Origin of the sequence: Pseudoalteromonas piratica (genome assembly GCF_000788395.1) — a bacterium.
Taxonomy (GTDB): Bacteria; Pseudomonadota; Gammaproteobacteria; order Enterobacterales; family Alteromonadaceae; genus Pseudoalteromonas; species Pseudoalteromonas piratica.
Genome location: NZ_CP009889.1, coordinates 1,178,475 through 1,192,603, shown reverse-complemented (window position 1 = coordinate 1,192,603; position 14,129 = coordinate 1,178,475). Strand labels below are relative to the sequence as shown.

The 14,129-nt window shown below is 41.2% G+C and carries 20 protein-coding genes; 15 read left to right on the top strand and 5 right to left on the bottom strand.

Going from position 1 to position 14,129, the window contains the following annotated elements:
• Positions 1 to 15 precede the first annotated feature (15 nt).
• From OM33_RS20060 to OM33_RS20050, 3 genes are all read left to right on the top strand, one after another.
• Positions 16 to 936, top strand: coding sequence for a LysR family transcriptional regulator (locus OM33_RS20060; protein ID WP_040136239.1), 921 nt, complete (start codon positions 16 to 18; stop codon positions 934 to 936).
• A gap of 111 nt (positions 937 to 1,047) precedes the next feature.
• Positions 1,048 to 1,266 (top strand): hypothetical protein, encoded by a 219-nt coding sequence (locus OM33_RS20055; protein ID WP_040136237.1) that lies wholly within the window; start codon positions 1,048 to 1,050, stop codon positions 1,264 to 1,266.
• Positions 1,267 to 1,314: 48 nt separating this feature from the next.
• Positions 1,315 to 1,887, top strand: coding sequence for a YSC84-related protein (locus OM33_RS20050; protein ID WP_040136235.1), 573 nt, complete (start codon positions 1,315 to 1,317; stop codon positions 1,885 to 1,887).
• Positions 1,888 to 1,941: 54 nt separating this feature from the next.
• Here OM33_RS20050 and OM33_RS20045 read toward each other — a convergent pair whose 3' ends face one another.
• Positions 1,942 to 2,634, bottom strand: coding sequence for a tellurite resistance TerB family protein (locus OM33_RS20045; protein ID WP_040136234.1), 693 nt, complete (start codon positions 2,632 to 2,634; stop codon positions 1,942 to 1,944).
• Positions 2,635 to 2,823: 189 nt separating this feature from the next.
• Here OM33_RS20045 and OM33_RS20040 point away from each other — a divergent pair, with 189 nt between their 5' ends.
• Positions 2,824 to 3,195, top strand: coding sequence for a DUF2750 domain-containing protein (locus OM33_RS20040; RefSeq protein WP_040136232.1), 372 nt, complete (start codon positions 2,824 to 2,826; stop codon positions 3,193 to 3,195).
• Between the two features lie 83 nt (positions 3,196 to 3,278).
• Here the strand turns inward: OM33_RS20040 and OM33_RS20035 are convergent, their stop codons facing one another.
• Entirely contained in the window at positions 3,279 to 4,373 is a 1,095-nt protein-coding gene (locus OM33_RS20035) for a c-type cytochrome (protein WP_081991233.1), read from the bottom strand.
• A 186-nt stretch (positions 4,374 to 4,559) separates the two neighbouring features.
• Between OM33_RS20035 and OM33_RS20030 the strand changes: the two genes are divergently transcribed.
• The 4 genes from OM33_RS20030 to upp all read left to right on the top strand — a co-directional run bounded on the left by OM33_RS20030 (position 4,560) and on the right by upp (position 6,905).
• Entirely contained in the window at positions 4,560 to 4,889 is a 330-nt protein-coding gene (locus tag OM33_RS20030) for a hypothetical protein (RefSeq protein WP_324607049.1), read from the top strand.
• A complete protein-coding gene (locus OM33_RS20025; RefSeq protein ID WP_040136229.1) occupies positions 4,886 to 5,269 on the top strand; it encodes a hypothetical protein in 384 nt (127 codons plus the stop codon). The genes OM33_RS20030 and OM33_RS20025 overlap by 4 nt, the downstream gene beginning before the upstream one ends.
• A 71-nt stretch (positions 5,270 to 5,340) precedes the next feature.
• Positions 5,341 to 6,204 (top strand): alpha/beta hydrolase, encoded by an 864-nt coding sequence (locus tag OM33_RS22205; protein WP_052141209.1) that lies wholly within the window; start codon positions 5,341 to 5,343, stop codon positions 6,202 to 6,204.
• A 71-nt stretch (positions 6,205 to 6,275) separates the two neighbouring features.
• A complete protein-coding gene (gene upp / locus OM33_RS20015; RefSeq protein ID WP_040136227.1) occupies positions 6,276 to 6,905 on the top strand; it encodes a uracil phosphoribosyltransferase in 630 nt (209 codons plus the stop codon).
• A 45-nt stretch (positions 6,906 to 6,950) separates the two neighbouring features.
• Here upp and OM33_RS20010 read toward each other — a convergent pair whose 3' ends face one another.
• From OM33_RS20010 to OM33_RS20000, 3 genes are read right to left on the bottom strand one after another with little or no spacing between them, the layout of a single operon-like run.
• Positions 6,951 to 7,316, bottom strand: a complete 366-nt coding sequence (locus tag OM33_RS20010) for a DUF3325 family protein (protein WP_040136225.1) — start codon at positions 7,314 to 7,316, stop codon at positions 6,951 to 6,953.
• Positions 7,313 to 8,917 (bottom strand): PepSY-associated TM helix domain-containing protein, encoded by a 1,605-nt coding sequence (locus OM33_RS20005; protein WP_052141208.1) that lies wholly within the window; start codon positions 8,915 to 8,917, stop codon positions 7,313 to 7,315. Before OM33_RS20005 ends, OM33_RS20010 begins: the two co-directional genes overlap by 4 nt.
• 9 nt (positions 8,918 to 8,926) lie before the next feature.
• Positions 8,927 to 9,217 carry a hypothetical protein gene (locus OM33_RS20000; RefSeq protein ID WP_040136223.1) on the bottom strand — a complete coding sequence of 97 codons (291 nt, stop codon included), beginning with the start codon at positions 9,215 to 9,217 and terminating at the stop codon, positions 8,927 to 8,929.
• 452 nt (positions 9,218 to 9,669) lie between these two features.
• On the opposite strand from OM33_RS20000, the gene OM33_RS19995 reads away from it, so the two are divergent.
• From OM33_RS19995 to OM33_RS19965, 7 genes are all read left to right on the top strand, one after another.
• Positions 9,670 to 10,491 carry an HNH endonuclease gene (locus OM33_RS19995; RefSeq protein ID WP_040136221.1) on the top strand — a complete coding sequence of 274 codons (822 nt, stop codon included), beginning with the start codon at positions 9,670 to 9,672 and terminating at the stop codon, positions 10,489 to 10,491.
• A 127-nt stretch (positions 10,492 to 10,618) separates the two neighbouring features.
• Entirely contained in the window at positions 10,619 to 10,909 is a 291-nt protein-coding gene (locus OM33_RS23080; RefSeq protein ID WP_040136219.1) for an excalibur calcium-binding domain-containing protein, read from the top strand.
• A 47-nt stretch (positions 10,910 to 10,956) separates the two neighbouring features.
• A complete protein-coding gene (locus OM33_RS19985) occupies positions 10,957 to 11,199 on the top strand; it encodes a hypothetical protein (RefSeq protein WP_040136217.1) in 243 nt (80 codons plus the stop codon).
• A gap of 173 nt (positions 11,200 to 11,372) precedes the next feature.
• On the top strand, positions 11,373 to 11,732 hold the full coding sequence (locus OM33_RS19980) for a hypothetical protein (protein ID WP_040136216.1): 360 nt from the start codon (positions 11,373 to 11,375) through the stop codon (positions 11,730 to 11,732).
• A gap of 82 nt (positions 11,733 to 11,814) precedes the next feature.
• Positions 11,815 to 12,075: a hypothetical protein gene (locus OM33_RS19975; RefSeq protein WP_040136214.1), complete on the top strand. Its 261-nt coding sequence runs from the start codon at positions 11,815 to 11,817 to the stop codon at positions 12,073 to 12,075.
• Between the two features lie 80 nt (positions 12,076 to 12,155).
• Positions 12,156 to 13,157: an NADPH-dependent aldehyde reductase Ahr gene (gene ahr, locus OM33_RS19970; protein ID WP_040136213.1), complete on the top strand. Its 1,002-nt coding sequence runs from the start codon at positions 12,156 to 12,158 to the stop codon at positions 13,155 to 13,157.
• Between the two features lie 97 nt (positions 13,158 to 13,254).
• Complete coding sequence (locus OM33_RS19965) at positions 13,255 to 14,112, top strand: carboxylate/amino acid/amine transporter (RefSeq protein ID WP_040136212.1); 858 nt, start codon at positions 13,255 to 13,257, stop codon at positions 14,110 to 14,112.
• Positions 14,113 to 14,129: the final 17 nt, after the last annotated feature.

Sequence of the window (14,129 nt, the reverse complement as noted above, 5' to 3'; positions counted from 1 at the left end):
AAATAGGATTGCAATGTGAGTCGTTTTGATGAAACCCAGTGGCGTAATGTTGATTTAAATTTGCTGGTGGCCTTTGCATTTTTGTATCGCTATCAAAGTGTGAGCTTGGCGGCAGAAAAACACTGTGTGAGTCAATCAGCAATGAGCCACAGTTTGGCACGTCTAAGAGCGTTACTAAATGATGATTTATTTGTCCGAGTTGGCCACAAAATGGTGGCCACAGATCATGCGCATTCACTCTACCCCTTGATAGATGGCATGCTGCAAAGTCTTTCGCAAAATGTACTGACACAAAATACATTTGAAGCCGCCAGTTACCAAGGTGTATGCCGCATTGGCTTAACGGATTATGCCGAATTTATTTTTGCGCCAGCGATTTACGATTTAATTCGCGGTGAAGCCCCCCATGCTCAAATAAGTTTTATCAATGTTAATCGTAGTAACTATCAAACCATTGCTGAACAAGAATCGCTGGATTTAGTGATAGGCAGTATGCCTAATTTACCCAATGCCTTTGAAAGTGAAGCGCTTTATACCGAGCAGCATGTGTGTTTACTCAATAAGGAGTTTGCACAGCGCATTGCACCCATAACAAAAGCACAACTCGCAAATATTGAACATGCCATAGTCAGCCCTGATGGCAGCTTAGTGACGCAAGTTGATAACTTGCTTGCTGAGGCTGGTTTAACGCGTAAAGTCACCGTTGCCAGTCGAAACTTTTTAACAATTCAACGTCTTTTGCAAGAGCGAGACCTTATAGCAATTGTGCCCAAACGTATGGCAGAAATTGTGTTGCCGAGCAATGAGATGGTCAGCTTTGCCCCACCTATTGCGGTGCCCGATTTTGAAATAGCCATGCTCTGGCAAAAAAGAAAACGCGCTAATGAAAAAAATAAATGGTTGCGACAGGTAATGAAACACGTAATGACACAATAGAGGAGTACTGTAAGTTTCTCCTGGCTGAATACTTTTTTCGTTAAGCTAAATGATTAAGCCTAGATTAAGTTAACGTGATTAAAAATAGTGCTACAACACAAGGAAACCGTTATGAACAAAACAATGTTTCAATCTAAGCTATATTTAGCCTTAACAGTCATTTTATCGTTAGTTTTAGCCGTAATGATATTACCGGTTGTACTGTTTGTATGGTTAACCGTGGTGCTGTTTATTTCGCTGAGCGTATTGTTTACTCGTTTAATCAGCAATAAAAAGACTTCGGTAAAGTATGCCTATCACAATGGCAAAGTCGAAAAAGTGATTAACTAACGCTTACCTTCTAAGTAAGCTCGCGTGTTACGTAAAGGAGACAAAAGCATGGGTAAGTTTTTAACCGTTTTAATGTCACTGTGTTTAATGAGCTTAAGCGCTGTGGCAAAAGCCGATGATTATCAAATTACAATCAACAATTTCCGCCAATCGGCAGCAGCAAAGTCCTTTTTTAATAATGCCTATGGCTATGCTGTTTTTCCTACCATAGGTAAGGGTGGGCTGGGCTTAGGCGCAGCCTATGGTAAAGGGCAAGTTTACAAACAAGGCAAGATTGTCGGCAAAACAAGCATGAGCCAATTATCACTGGGTTTTCAAGCAGGTGGCCAAGCATATAGCCAAATCATCTTTTTTAAAGACAAACGTGCGTTTGATGAATTTACCTCAGGCAACTTTGAGTTTGGCGCCGGTGCATCGGCCGTTGCCATTACTGCAGCAGCACAAGCGCAGGCTGGCTCTACTGGGCTGAGCTCTAGCCAAGGCACAGACGCTGATTCAACCAAGCAAAATAAAGCGGTTTATCGTAAAGGCATGGCAGTGATGACGCTCGCTAAAGGTGGCTTGATGTACGAAGCAGCCATAGCTGGGCAAAAATATGATTATAAACCGCTGAAAAAATAATTAAGCTCAGTTTTAATAATAAAAAACCAGAGTAATACTCTGGTTTTTTATTGATTAATTGCCATGTGTAATTTGATGGTGAATGTTGTTTACCAACTCCCGTGGCAAACACAATTGATTTGCCAGAGTTTGTAAGTATTGCTGCGATACTTGTTGGCTTAAATCAATGGCACTGGCACTTGCGGCATACACTTCGATACCTGTTTGTGCATTGGGGACTGATGCCACAAGTTCAGACAAACTCATGGGCTTTCTAAGTTCATCAAATAACATAGCCTTTTCGTTCATTGATAATGTCATTTGTTCTACTTGAGCAAAGATTTTTTGTCTTTCGTTTTCATCGATATGGCCATCAGCATAGGCTGCAGCAATCATTGCACGCATAAGTAGCAGCTGACCACAACCCGTTTCATCTTCAACGACTTGCTCAAACGTTTGTTGCTGAATATCTGCAGGCTCAAATTGATAGCGGTTTGCGCCTTGGCGTTGTTGCATAGCCTGATCAAAGGCTTGCTTATCAGCCGTTTGTTGCGCGCTACTGCTTTTTTCGCTGTATTGTTGATAGGCTTTCCAAGCGAGTCCTCCTACGGCGGCAAGGGCACCGTACTTAACCGCTTTTGTTCCCATCTTTTTTGACTTTTTACCGCCTAACAGGCTGGTTAATCCTCCGCCTGCTACTCCCCCTAAAAAACCGCTTAATGCACCTGATTTATTTAGGCTGCCAACTAATTTTTGTAGATCTTTCATAGCTCTTCCCTAAATTGATATTACATGTAGCGTAAAAAATACGATGGCTAAATGAAATAGAAAATCTGTTACAAAGTAATTCAAAACCACTTTTTTCATTGAAAACAGTTTAACTCCATAACAGTGCGATAATTTTGTCATATAAAGGGTATAATCTCGCTAAAGTCATGTTAGATAGTGGAGAAAATTATGAGTGAAACGAATCAACGTGAAATTCTTGCAGAATTTTTAACTCAAAGTACAACAGCTCAGTCAGTTTGGGCATTGCAAGACAAAGCCAGTGAAGATTGGGTCGTATTAGATTCTCCAAACTTTGAAAATGCTGAAGTAATGCCTGTTTGGTCAACCAAAGAATTGGCTCAAGTGCATTGTGTGCAAGAGTGGCAAGAGTTTGAACCGAGCGAAATTTCAATTACAGATTGGCTTGATTATTGGCTAGAAGACCTCAAAGAAGATGATATTGTAATCGGTGTGAACTGGGCTGAAGAAGGCGATATTGTTGAGCTTGAAGTAACGGATTTTAGTCAAGCATTAGCGAGTATTGTACCAGTTAAGGCTTAATTCACCTTTAGTCTTTTTATAATAATACGTCGGCAACAGAGTATGCCGACGTGTTACTCAAGCTTTATCTGTAGGGTAAAAAGTTAATCATTCACCCCTTCAATATCACCTCGCCTCACTGGAAACCCTTGATTCATCCAACCAAAAATACCTTCCCATAAAACAGCGGTACGCGTGTAACCGCGTTGACGTAATCGATTTATGGTGTGATCTGCGGCAGCACGAGGGCAGGAGCAATAAGCGACAATTTGCACATCTTTTGGAATACCGGCAACGGTCTCATCCAAATCTGCATAGTAAGGAAATGGAATCGCCCCTTCAATGTGCGCAGTTTGCCACACCGATGTCACACGCGTATCCAGCAATACCATACGCTTATTCGCATTAAGCGCAGCATTTAAGTCTTTAGAAAGCACATACATGCCATTCTTTAAATCAAAGTTAGGGTCATCGCCTTGTTTGTTAATAATGTAATCTTCAGGAGAAGGCAGCGCCTTTAAAACCGGTGTTTCATCGCTCCAGCCAAGAGATTTACTGCGAAGAAACGCCGTAATATTATCAATGTCAGCACTTGAAAGCTTGTCTTTAAACGCCACCATAGGCGTGTTTTGCCTACCATTTTCAATGGCGTGGCGAATAAATTCATCGGTATTATGCGCAAGCGCCGAAGGATTCATAATGGCAGGCCCAGTCACACCTTCGCCTTTGCTGCCATGGCAACTGGCACATTCTTTTTGGTAAACAACTTCACCACGTTTTATATCGCCGAGAACAGGATTGGTGGAAAATTTTAATCTATCATATCCGGCTTGCTCAAATAACCAATAGGTTAAATCCCAGGTTTCCGCTAAGGTCATGGGGCCGCCAACCTCATCAAGGTAGCCACCCATTGCCGTACCTACACGACCATATTGCATAGGCCTTAAAATTTGATGGGCAATGCCAGACTCCATTAAGCTTTTACTGCGAAGTGAAGGCGCGTGATCGTTTTTGTGTCCCTCGCGATTTTCACCATGGCAAAGAGCACAGTATTTTTGATAATTATTGGCCGCAACCCTTGCTTGTTCAGTTGTGAGTTTACGCGGAGGTGAACGTAATTCGCGATCAAAGGCAAATGCGGTGTGTGATAAAAATGATGAAAATGCAATGCAGATCATTGCTATGGCATGCGTGCGCATCTGTATTCTTTCCTTAAAATATAGCCCCAATGTCAGCTTAAACAGCTTGCCTGTGTTTTTCTAGCGAAAAACAAATTTGCTTACAATTACAAAGAGAAGCGACTAAGAAACACTATTCAACTAGGCACAGTTTAATTACACTACTCACTTATGAATGCCTTTATCCCTTTAATCTACAGCCTATTTTTGTTGGGCAGCGTAAGCTGTTATTTACTGCATGCTATTTTTGATATACCCATTGTGCTTGCTGCAACTATTCCGGCATTAATTAGCAGTTTTATCCCTTTCAAAAACGATTACAAACACCACCCAATCGCTGCGATATATACTGGCTGTTTTGCAGGAATGTGCTCAGTATCAACCGTCAGTAGTGCGTGGGAGTTTATATTTATCGGTGCCATTGGCACTGTGTTATACGTGAAAAGTATTAATTTATTTGAAGGTTTTGGTGGGCGTTTAGGTGGCATCGCGTTTACGTGCAGTGCGCTATTTGTATTACTAAAAGGGCTGTTATGAGTTTAGATTTAATCATTATTTCCCTAATAGGTGCGATGGCCACATTTTTACTGGCAAAGCGAAATCGCTTTGATGGTATACGTGCGTCAACGTCGCTTTCGATTATTGCTTATTTGGTGTTTTACGCTGCAAATTTAAATGTTGAGCTTTATAGCTTAGTGTTTTTTGGCAGCACCTTTGTTGGTATGAGCGCGCCAAAACGATTTGGCTTATATACCCAATTTATTGCCGCTTTGATATTTTCACTGCTGTTTGAATACTTAGTGCCATTAATTAATGGCTATGGTGGGGCATTGGGATTAAGCGCATTTTTATCGGTATGTGTTTGCCATTTAGGCATTTTAATGGGCGCGCCACGCAGTAATAAAAACGCCTTTTAACTGATTGCAGTGAACTGAACCTCAAATAACCACGTATTAACTACTAATAAAAGCACAACCTTGAGGTGTGTATGAAGTGGTTAATACTGGTAATATGCGTATGCTTGCAAGGATGCAGTACTAATTATTTTCTTTACAGCCCCAATGATGACATTGGCTTTAATAAAAGTGACTTTCACCATCCGGTAAAAGACAGTTTTATCCGTTCTCGCTCGGGAAACACCCTGCATTTACAGCACCATTTAACTGATGACCCGATTGGTCTAGTAATTCACTTTCATGGTAACCGCGGCAATTTAACACAAACCGTTGAAAAGGTAGTGTGGTTGGTTGATGAAGGCTACGATGTGTTGCTGGTTGATTATTCAGGTTATGGTCTTTCAACGGGTATTCCCACACGCCAGCATCTTGCCCTTGATGCGCAAACTATTTTCGAGATAACTGCTGACTTAAATTATTCACATAAAGTGATTATTGCCACCTCAATGGGCGGTGCGATTGCACTCGATGGGCTTGAAAAAAGCCAGCTTGAATCTCAGTTTGATCTCTTAGTGATTGATTCGAGTTTCGAAAGTTATCAAAATCTAGCCCATGATGTAGTGGCTAATATTCCAGTTGCTAAATGGTTTAGTAACAAAATTCCAAGTCTGGTAAGTGATGAACGTGCGCCCAAAGAAAATATCACAGCACTTACAGACGTTGATATGGTGATTGCTCATTGCCAAGATGATAATCTAATCCCAATCTCTCGCGGCCAAGCGCTGTATTCGTTTGCAGGGGAAAATAGCCAGTTTTGGCAATTTGAAGGGTGCCGACATGCACGTACCTTCACCAATGAATTTCCCGACAACCAACAGCGTTTGCTCAGCTACATTAACGAAAACCGAACTAACAAGCTAACCGCGCGTAATAGCCAATCGGTTTTACTCGACTAAGCAAAAAAAGTTCATCGATCCACAGCTGCTTGATAAACTATAAAAAACAATAATTAAGTTTGGAGCACAGTATGAATGTAGTTGAGGTAAAGCACCCTCTTATCAGTCATAAAATGGGGCTTTTGCGCCAGCACGATATTAGCGTTAAAGCGTTTCGTGAATTGGTATCTGAAATTGGCAGCCTTTTAACCTTTGAAGCAACACGTGATTTACCACTTGAAGATACCACCACAACCACATGGCAGGGCGATGTGACCACCGAGCAATTGGCAGGGAAAAAATTAACCTTAGTGCCAATTTTAAGAGCAGGACTTGGCTTAAACGAAGGTGTATTAACCGTTATTCCTTGTGCCCGAATTTCGGTGGTAGGGCTATATCGTGATGAAGAAACGTTAGAGCCTGTACCGTATTTTGAAAAGCTCACATCCGATTTAGATAAGCGTGTAGCGCTTGTGGTTGACCCAATGCTGGCAACCGGTGGCTCAATGATTGCGACCATTGATTTACTGAAAAAACACGGTGTAAAAGAGATAAAAGCCATGGTACTTGTTGCCGCACCTGAAGGCATTCAAGCGCTGGCAGAGGCTCACCCAGATATTACTCTTTATACTGCCAGTGTCGATGACAAACTGAATGAGCAAGGCTACATATTACCGGGGCTTGGCGATGCCGGTGATAAAATTTTTGGTACAAAAAAATAGCGAAAATAAAAGGGCGATACGTGTAAGCAACACGTATCGCTATCTCTAAACAAAGTACCAGAGCGTTAATTCCAGTAATAACACACTGGTTATCATTAAATTAATTGGCTTTTTGTTGGGAATAACCGGAAAAAGCGACAAAAACGGTGCTTTTTTAAACGCTACTGAAAGCACAGTAGCAAGCAATGCCGTGGCGCCGAAGATAACCACAAGCCCATTTGCCACTCCCATTTGTAAACTCAAAATAAGCAATGCAGTAGCCATCAGTAACCATGCGCCACCTCGATAACAGCGAATTTGTTTATCAAGCGGTTTAAACTCGCGACCTAGGGTTTTTGTGTACTTAGGCATGGCGAGTAAAAACAAACACAGCGCCTGATAAATTAATAAAAGCGAAATAACGAAACTCATACAGTCGCCTCTTTGGGTTGTGTGTTATTGGTGCATGTTGGAAGTGGTGTTAAGCGATGCTTTTTCACCTTTGCTGCGATGGTAAAGCAGCAAAGCGCAGCCAACATAGTGACTAAATCAAAGGCAACAAACAGCGTATCCTTATTTTGTAAACTGGCAATCAAACCACGGTGTGTGGTGAGGGCATTTACCATAGGCACTAGGACAAATAAAAAGCCAGCACTTAGCCATAGCCGATACCACGCAACGGCCGCTAATTTACGCCAGCTAAACCAACAGCCATAGGCAATAAAACAGAACCAGGTGATAAAAAAGCAGTGCATTTCCCAATCAGCACGGTGCGCAAAATCGACAGGAATAAGACGGTTTGCTAAAAAGTACACCGCAATGGCAGCAGGCAAACCAACAACAGTACCAATATTTAAACCTTCGGTCAGTTTAAAGCTAAAAGGTAATCCCTGTGGGTTAGTGAGCGCTTTTTTACGGCGCTTGGTGGTCCACAATACCATGCCTGATGCAATCATGATTGAACCTGTAAGACCTGCAAAAAAATAAAGCCAGCGCACCGGTAAGGTAGCAAATATACCTTCGTGGAGCTCCAAAAATACAGACTGCACATGACGTGTTCCCTGATACTGCGGTGTATATTGGTAAAGTGCACCCGTAGTGGCATGCAAAATTAGCTTTCCACCATCATCGCTTGGCGACTTTTGCTCAAGGGAAAATACCGCCAAACTGTTGCTGTCGTGTGGATGATAAACACGAATGGCGATGGCGCGACGAGTATCTTTGTTGTTTGCTAAGACTTCTTCAGCCCTTTGGTACAAGGTATTTAGCCCTAGCGGAGTTGCCGCTATACCAGATGGACTATTGGGCGCACCGCGCTGGTAATAATCATCAAAAAAGCGTTGTTTATTTTCAGCCCCAAAGCCGTAACTCGCATTCAATACGAAGGGGACGTAGGTAAACATAAACATAATCAGCCCTGAGTAAGTGATCATCAAATGAAATGGCAAGCTCACTACACTCATTAAGTTATGGCCATCAAGCCACGAACTCGCGCCTTTGTTACGGCGAAAGGTGAAAAACTCTTTAAATATTTTTTTATGCACCACAATACCGGTGACTAAACCAAGCAACATAAAAGCGGTAAAGATGCCAACTAGGTAATAGGCAAACTGCCTAGGTAAATAGTGCAAGCGGTAATGCATGCGATAAAGTGCTTGGCCGCCGCCTGTTTTACGATGGATAAGCTCTTCGCCGTTTTCGCCATTAAGGGTTTTACTGACGTTTTTGAGTTTTCCGTCGGCATTTTTCTGTTGATACCTTAGCCACAAATGAGGCTCGGACCTGACAATTGGTAAGTAAATTCGCCACTCTTTTGCATCAAGCCCATAAGCATTTAAGTGGGTATCAGCAGTATTTAACGATGCACTTACCGATGCAGTATTGGGGGGTAATTCTGGCGCCATCCAGGCATCAATTTCACTATCAAAATAGCCTAAGGTACCTGTCACAAAAATAAAGTAGAGCAGCCAACTTACTAAGATGCCTGTCCAGGTATGCAGCCACGCCATGGATTGTCTAAAACCACTTTTCATAAAGGTGCCTCACACTGCCATAAATAAAACGTTTAAAGCGGCACTTACAACAAGTACCCCTAAGCTTTGAAAAAACACCTGCTTAATTGATTTAGCTGAAAACACAAACATTACAAAACCGGTAAAAACAGCGAAGCTGAGCATAGAGCTGGCCGCAATGGCATCGGTTTGGTTAAGCGGTAATAACACAGATAGTAAAATGCTAAGTGACATGGTGATGCCGTAACCCATTATTACAGCGACGAAAATACGGGAAATAACGTCTTTGTTAGCACGAATTAAAGTCAATGCGTGATCCATAAATGATTGCGAAAATTAAATAATCACGAATGATAACAGTTATCGTTATTGTTATAAATGTTTGGTTTTATAAAAGTAGTTTTTACTGTTTATAGGGCTTTACTTAAGTGAATGATTAATAGTGGTGTTTATTATTTTTTTACGTCTTGAGCTGTGTCTATTAAACATGTAATGCCTTGTTATAGTTAAATAAGTTTAATTCTCTACCATTACATGTAATGTCATTATGGGTGCAATTCACAAATGACACGTTTTATATGCTTAAATTCTTATTGTTAACAAAATTAATCGTTGTTAATGTACTGAAAGTATTAGATAAAAAACTAATAGAAGATGAGTTTGAAGTTGTATGTAACTACATCAAATGGTAATGCTCACTAATAAAGGTCTTGCGGTGAATCAACGGGAGCGTGGTCGTTGATTCAGCGACCTTAGGCGAAGAGGAGGGATTCGTGTTCGAAGTTGGAAAAATATATAACCGTAGAATTGATATACATGGAGTTTACAAAGGTCAACAATACGGTGGTATTGCAACTCCATCACAATACCCTTATGTCTTTATTTTCACCAGTGAAACAGGTGAGGAATTTGGTTATTCTGATGGGGTCAGTCCTGATGGAACATTCAGATATACAGGTGAAGGACAAGAAGGCGATATGATAATGGCTAAAGGAAATTTAGCCATTCGCGACCATCAAAAAAATAATAAAGAAATTCTTCTTTTTGAGTCAGTATCTAAAGGCATGGTTAGATTTGTTGGTAAGTGCAATTATATAACTCACCACATCGAAGAAAGGCCTGACAAAAATGGAAAACAAAGAGCGGCTTATATATTTCATTTGGATTTCATTACAAAAATGAAAAGTGATGGGGTTGAATCGCCGAAAGCGTCATACCTTAAAAAGCCAACGAGGAGTAAATCATTAAAAGAATTACGTGAAATTGCGCTAAGTAGTACACCAACCCAAGCAAACCAAAAAGAAAAACTTATTTATGTTAAGCATCGTAGTGATGCAATCAAACTTTACGCTAAAAAACGCGCAGGTGGCTTTTGCGAGGGTTGCGGAGATAAAGCTCCTTTTGATACAAAGTCAGGACCTTACCTAGAAGTTCATCACCTCACTCGTTTATCGGACGGTGGAGCTGATAGCCCAGAAAACGTAATTACTTTATGTCCAACTTGTCATCGCAGAGCGCATTATGCTGTTGATCGCGAAACCTGGAATAATGAATTAATGTTTAAAGCGAAAGCCATCGAGAAAAACGTCGTTTAATCAATGGTTGAGAATCAATGGGGTCAGAGTCGTTGATTTCAATATAAGTAATGAGTAACTGATTTTATCCAATGATTTTGGCTTCAGTTGAACTTGGTAATACACCTTTCATAAGGGATGTGAAAAGATGAAATTAAATTGTTTACTTGCCGTGTTTATGGCTTTCACGTTTGTTGCAGTGTCAGGTGAGGCTGTAAACGCTAAAAAAACGTACGACTTTAATGGCTCTAAACAAAATAAGAGCCAAAACAAACGTAGTGTAAAGCAAAAAGCAAAGTTTAAGTGTGATAAAAGGCAGTATTGCTCGCAGATGACATCTTATGAAGAAGCACTCTTTTTCATTAAACATTGTCCAAATGTGAAAATGGACGGCGATAATGATGGAATACCTTGTGAGCGTCAATTTAAAAAAGGTTAGTTCTACACACGTTTAGCAAGCTAATAAAGTCTGTCTTTAAAATTTTTATGGGGAATAACGTTATTCTTAGCAACGACTATGAGGTTACAATCGCAAGTGACATCAGTGGTGGTCGAGATGGAATTGGAGTTGAGGTTTACCACGAAGGTAAATTATTGCTTGAGATATTTCGAGATGACACTAAAAATTCGTGTGAAGTCACGGTTTACGAAAAAAGTGTCTCTCTTGAGGTTGTAGAAGCTACCATTGAGCTTTTTAAAAAAGAAATTCCTTTGGATTTTCAATCATAGCAAACAGATAATAAATCAATGGGGTCAGAGACGTTGATTTTAACTTGATTGCATTTTCCTAATATGAAAATGATTGATAATCATTGAAACCCTTGCGAGCGCCAATTTAAAACGTTTGTGGAATTAAGGTATAACATTTAAATTTATGCTGGGTGTCACCCGCAAGGAACCAAATGAATCGCCTGTTTAAAATTGTGTTGATGATAGTTACGTTTTTGTGTGGGCTTTATTGGCTGTGGTTTTATGTATCGCCGGCGCTCACCATAGAGAACAATTCGGGCAGCAACATAACCCATGCGACTATTGAGCTACCATCAAGCCGGTTAGATTTTGGTGATATTAAAACCGGCTCGAGCAATACGCTTTATTATGCTTTATCGCAACCTCGCGATGGCACCTATCACTATAAAATAATCACCGCTCATGCAATGACCTATCAGGGCAGCTGCGGCTATGTCACAAACAGCGAGCTAAATAAACGGTTTAGAATTGAGATTACACAAGATAACCGTGTGCTCTGCAAAATCGATTAGTCGGAGCCTTACTTTAAAGATTTCAGCACTGCTTTTTAAATCATGACTATACTGAGTGAACACTTATTCAGTTGGAATTGTTATGACTAAATTACCTCTATCCACAGTAACATCCGTTTTATTCTCCTCACTATTGCTAGTTGTATTAGCGGGCTGTTCAAAGGCAGAACCTGTACCTGTAAGTGAATGCAAATCTGTTGTAGCCCATGCAAAACGTATTTTAGGCGACAAAGCGCCAAGTAGCTCAGAAATGCTAAAACAATGCAAAGCAGCAACCGACGAAGCAAGGGGCTGCGTGCTTGCTGCCGACAAACCAATGAAATTACTTGATTGTGATTTTTAACGTTCGCTTCATTTTAGGGTGATCTTTCTGATTACCCAAGCAGTACACGAATAACACATGATAAAAAAAGGGAAACCAATATGATAACAGCATACGCTGCAAAAGAAGCCGGTGGCGCGCTTGAACAGCATCACATCGAAGTGGGTGAACTTGGTGCTCATGATGTTGAAATTGACGTGGAATACTGTGGTATTTGCCACTCCGATATTTCAATGATTGATAACGAATGGGGCTTTTCACAATACCCACTGGTGGCCGGCCACGAGGTGGTGGGACGTGTGAGCAAAGTGGGTAGTCATGTAAGCAATCTCAGCGAAGGGCAACTGGTTGGTCTTGGTTGGCATTCGGGCTATTGCCAAAGCTGTTTTTCGTGTAATACCGGTGATGAAAATTTATGTCAGCAAGCAATCCCTACCATTATGAGCCATGGTGGCTTTGCCGATAAAGTGCGTGCTAATGAAAAAGCGGTGGTGGCTTTACCAAATGGCATGGACGCACAATCTGCCGGGCCGTTATTTTGTGGTGGTATTACGGTATTTAACCCGCTTGTGCAGTTTGATGTTAAACCAACCGATAAAGTGGCGGTGATAGGTATTGGCGGTTTAGGCCACTTAGCATTGCAATTTTTAAATGCGTGGGGCTGCGAGGTCACGGCATTTACATCGTCTGAATCTAAATCGGCAGAAGCCAAACAACTTGGCGCGCACCACACGCTTAACTCGCGTGATAATCGCGAAATTGAAGCGGCCGCTAATCGCTTTGACTTTATTATTTCAACGGTTAACGTAAAACTTGATTGGAATTTGTATTTATCAACCCTCAAACCCAAAGGGCGTTTGCACTTTGTGGGTGCCACTTTAGAGCCGCTTGATTTGGGCGCTTTTGGTTTAATTGGTGGGCAAAAACAAGTATCGGGCTCACCGGTGGGTAGCCCTGCAACCATTGCACAAATGCTTGAATTTGCGGTGCAACACAACATAAAACCGCAAATAGAAACCTTTAAAATGAGTGACATAAACGCCGCGCTTGATCATTTAAAATCGGGCAAGGCGCGTTATCGCATAGTGCTTGAAAAAGACTAAGGCACTTTAAGATTGGTATGCAGAAGGGCAATGTCTCTGCATACCATTCCTTTACAAAATTCGCTAAACTGCCTTTTTTAAATCACCTTTAATATTCATGAACTACCTTATCTCGGTCACATTATTATGGGCTTTTTCGTTTAGCTTAATTGGTGTGTATTTAGCAGGCCAAGTGGATGCTTGGTTTAGTGTGCTAATGCGCGTAGCACTTGCAACGTGTGTGTTTTTACCCTTTTTAAAGCTACTTAGTACACCAAAAGGCATTGCCTTAAAGTTGATGGCCATAGGCGCTATTCAATTAGGCGTAATGTACAGCTTTTACTATCACAGTTTTTTGTATTTAAGTGTGCCTGAGGTATTGCTGTTTACCGTGATGACCCCACTTTACATCACCTTACTAAATGACTTACTGGAAAAACGCTTTAATGCCCAGTTTTTGCTGGTGGCGGTGATAGCGATTTTTGGTGCCATTGCGATTCGCTACGAAGGCATTGATGGCGACTTTTTACTGGGGTTATGTTTAGTACAAGGGGCAAACCTGTGTTTTGCAAGTGGCCAAGTGTTTTATAAGCGCTTAATGAGCGAGCAGACACTTGAACATAAAACCGTGTTTGGCTGGTTTTTTATTGGCGCGTTAGTGGTTGCTGTAAGTTGCTTTGCACTGTTTGGTAATGTGGATAAATTACCAACCACAGCAACGCAATGGGGTGTACTGACGTATTTAGGCTTAATTGCATCTGGTCTTGGTTATTTTGCGTGGAATAAAGGCGCGGTAGAGGTAAATGTTGGCGCGCTTGCGGTAATGAATAACCTCCTAATTCCCGCAGGTATTATTGTGAATGTCGTGATTTGGAATCGAGATGCAGACCTGGTTCGGTTAGGTTTAGGTGGTGCGATTATTGTGTTTGCTCTTTGGTTAAATCAGTTCTTAGCGAAAAGAAAAAAGGTGCTGTAACAGCACCTTTTTAGCAT

What these genes read in the sequence shown, in the direction of transcription:
- OM33_RS20000 (WP_040136223.1), bottom strand. Translation starts at nt 9,217, where the DNA reads ATGGATCACGCATTGACTTTAATTCGTGCTAACAAAGACGTTATTTCC.
- OM33_RS20005 (WP_052141208.1), bottom strand. Translation starts at nt 8,917, where the DNA reads ATGAAAAGTGGTTTTAGACAATCCATGGCGTGGCTGCATACCTGGACA.
- OM33_RS20045 (WP_040136234.1), bottom strand. Translation starts at nt 2,634, where the DNA reads ATGAAAGATCTACAAAAATTAGTTGGCAGCCTAAATAAATCAGGTGCA.
- OM33_RS20035 (WP_081991233.1), bottom strand. Translation starts at nt 4,373, where the DNA reads ATGCGCACGCATGCCATAGCAATGATCTGCATTGCATTTTCATCATTT.
- OM33_RS19985 (WP_040136217.1), top strand. Translation starts at nt 10,957, where the DNA reads ATGGGGAATAACGTTATTCTTAGCAACGACTATGAGGTTACAATCGCA.
- OM33_RS22205 (WP_052141209.1), top strand. Translation starts at nt 5,341, where the DNA reads ATGAAGTGGTTAATACTGGTAATATGCGTATGCTTGCAAGGATGCAGT.
- OM33_RS19980 (WP_040136216.1), top strand. Translation starts at nt 11,373, where the DNA reads ATGAATCGCCTGTTTAAAATTGTGTTGATGATAGTTACGTTTTTGTGT.
- OM33_RS20040 (WP_040136232.1), top strand. Translation starts at nt 2,824, where the DNA reads ATGAGTGAAACGAATCAACGTGAAATTCTTGCAGAATTTTTAACTCAA.
- OM33_RS20010 (WP_040136225.1), bottom strand. Translation starts at nt 7,316, where the DNA reads ATGAGTTTCGTTATTTCGCTTTTATTAATTTATCAGGCGCTGTGTTTG.
- ahr (WP_040136213.1), top strand. Translation starts at nt 12,156, where the DNA reads ATGATAACAGCATACGCTGCAAAAGAAGCCGGTGGCGCGCTTGAACAG.
- OM33_RS20050 (WP_040136235.1), top strand. Translation starts at nt 1,315, where the DNA reads ATGGGTAAGTTTTTAACCGTTTTAATGTCACTGTGTTTAATGAGCTTA.
- OM33_RS19965 (WP_040136212.1), top strand. Translation starts at nt 13,255, where the DNA reads ATGAACTACCTTATCTCGGTCACATTATTATGGGCTTTTTCGTTTAGC.
- upp (WP_040136227.1), top strand. Translation starts at nt 6,276, where the DNA reads ATGAATGTAGTTGAGGTAAAGCACCCTCTTATCAGTCATAAAATGGGG.
- OM33_RS19975 (WP_040136214.1), top strand. Translation starts at nt 11,815, where the DNA reads ATGACTAAATTACCTCTATCCACAGTAACATCCGTTTTATTCTCCTCA.
- OM33_RS20055 (WP_040136237.1), top strand. Translation starts at nt 1,048, where the DNA reads ATGAACAAAACAATGTTTCAATCTAAGCTATATTTAGCCTTAACAGTC.
- OM33_RS23080 (WP_040136219.1), top strand. Translation starts at nt 10,619, where the DNA reads ATGAAATTAAATTGTTTACTTGCCGTGTTTATGGCTTTCACGTTTGTT.
- OM33_RS20025 (WP_040136229.1), top strand. Translation starts at nt 4,886, where the DNA reads ATGAGTTTAGATTTAATCATTATTTCCCTAATAGGTGCGATGGCCACA.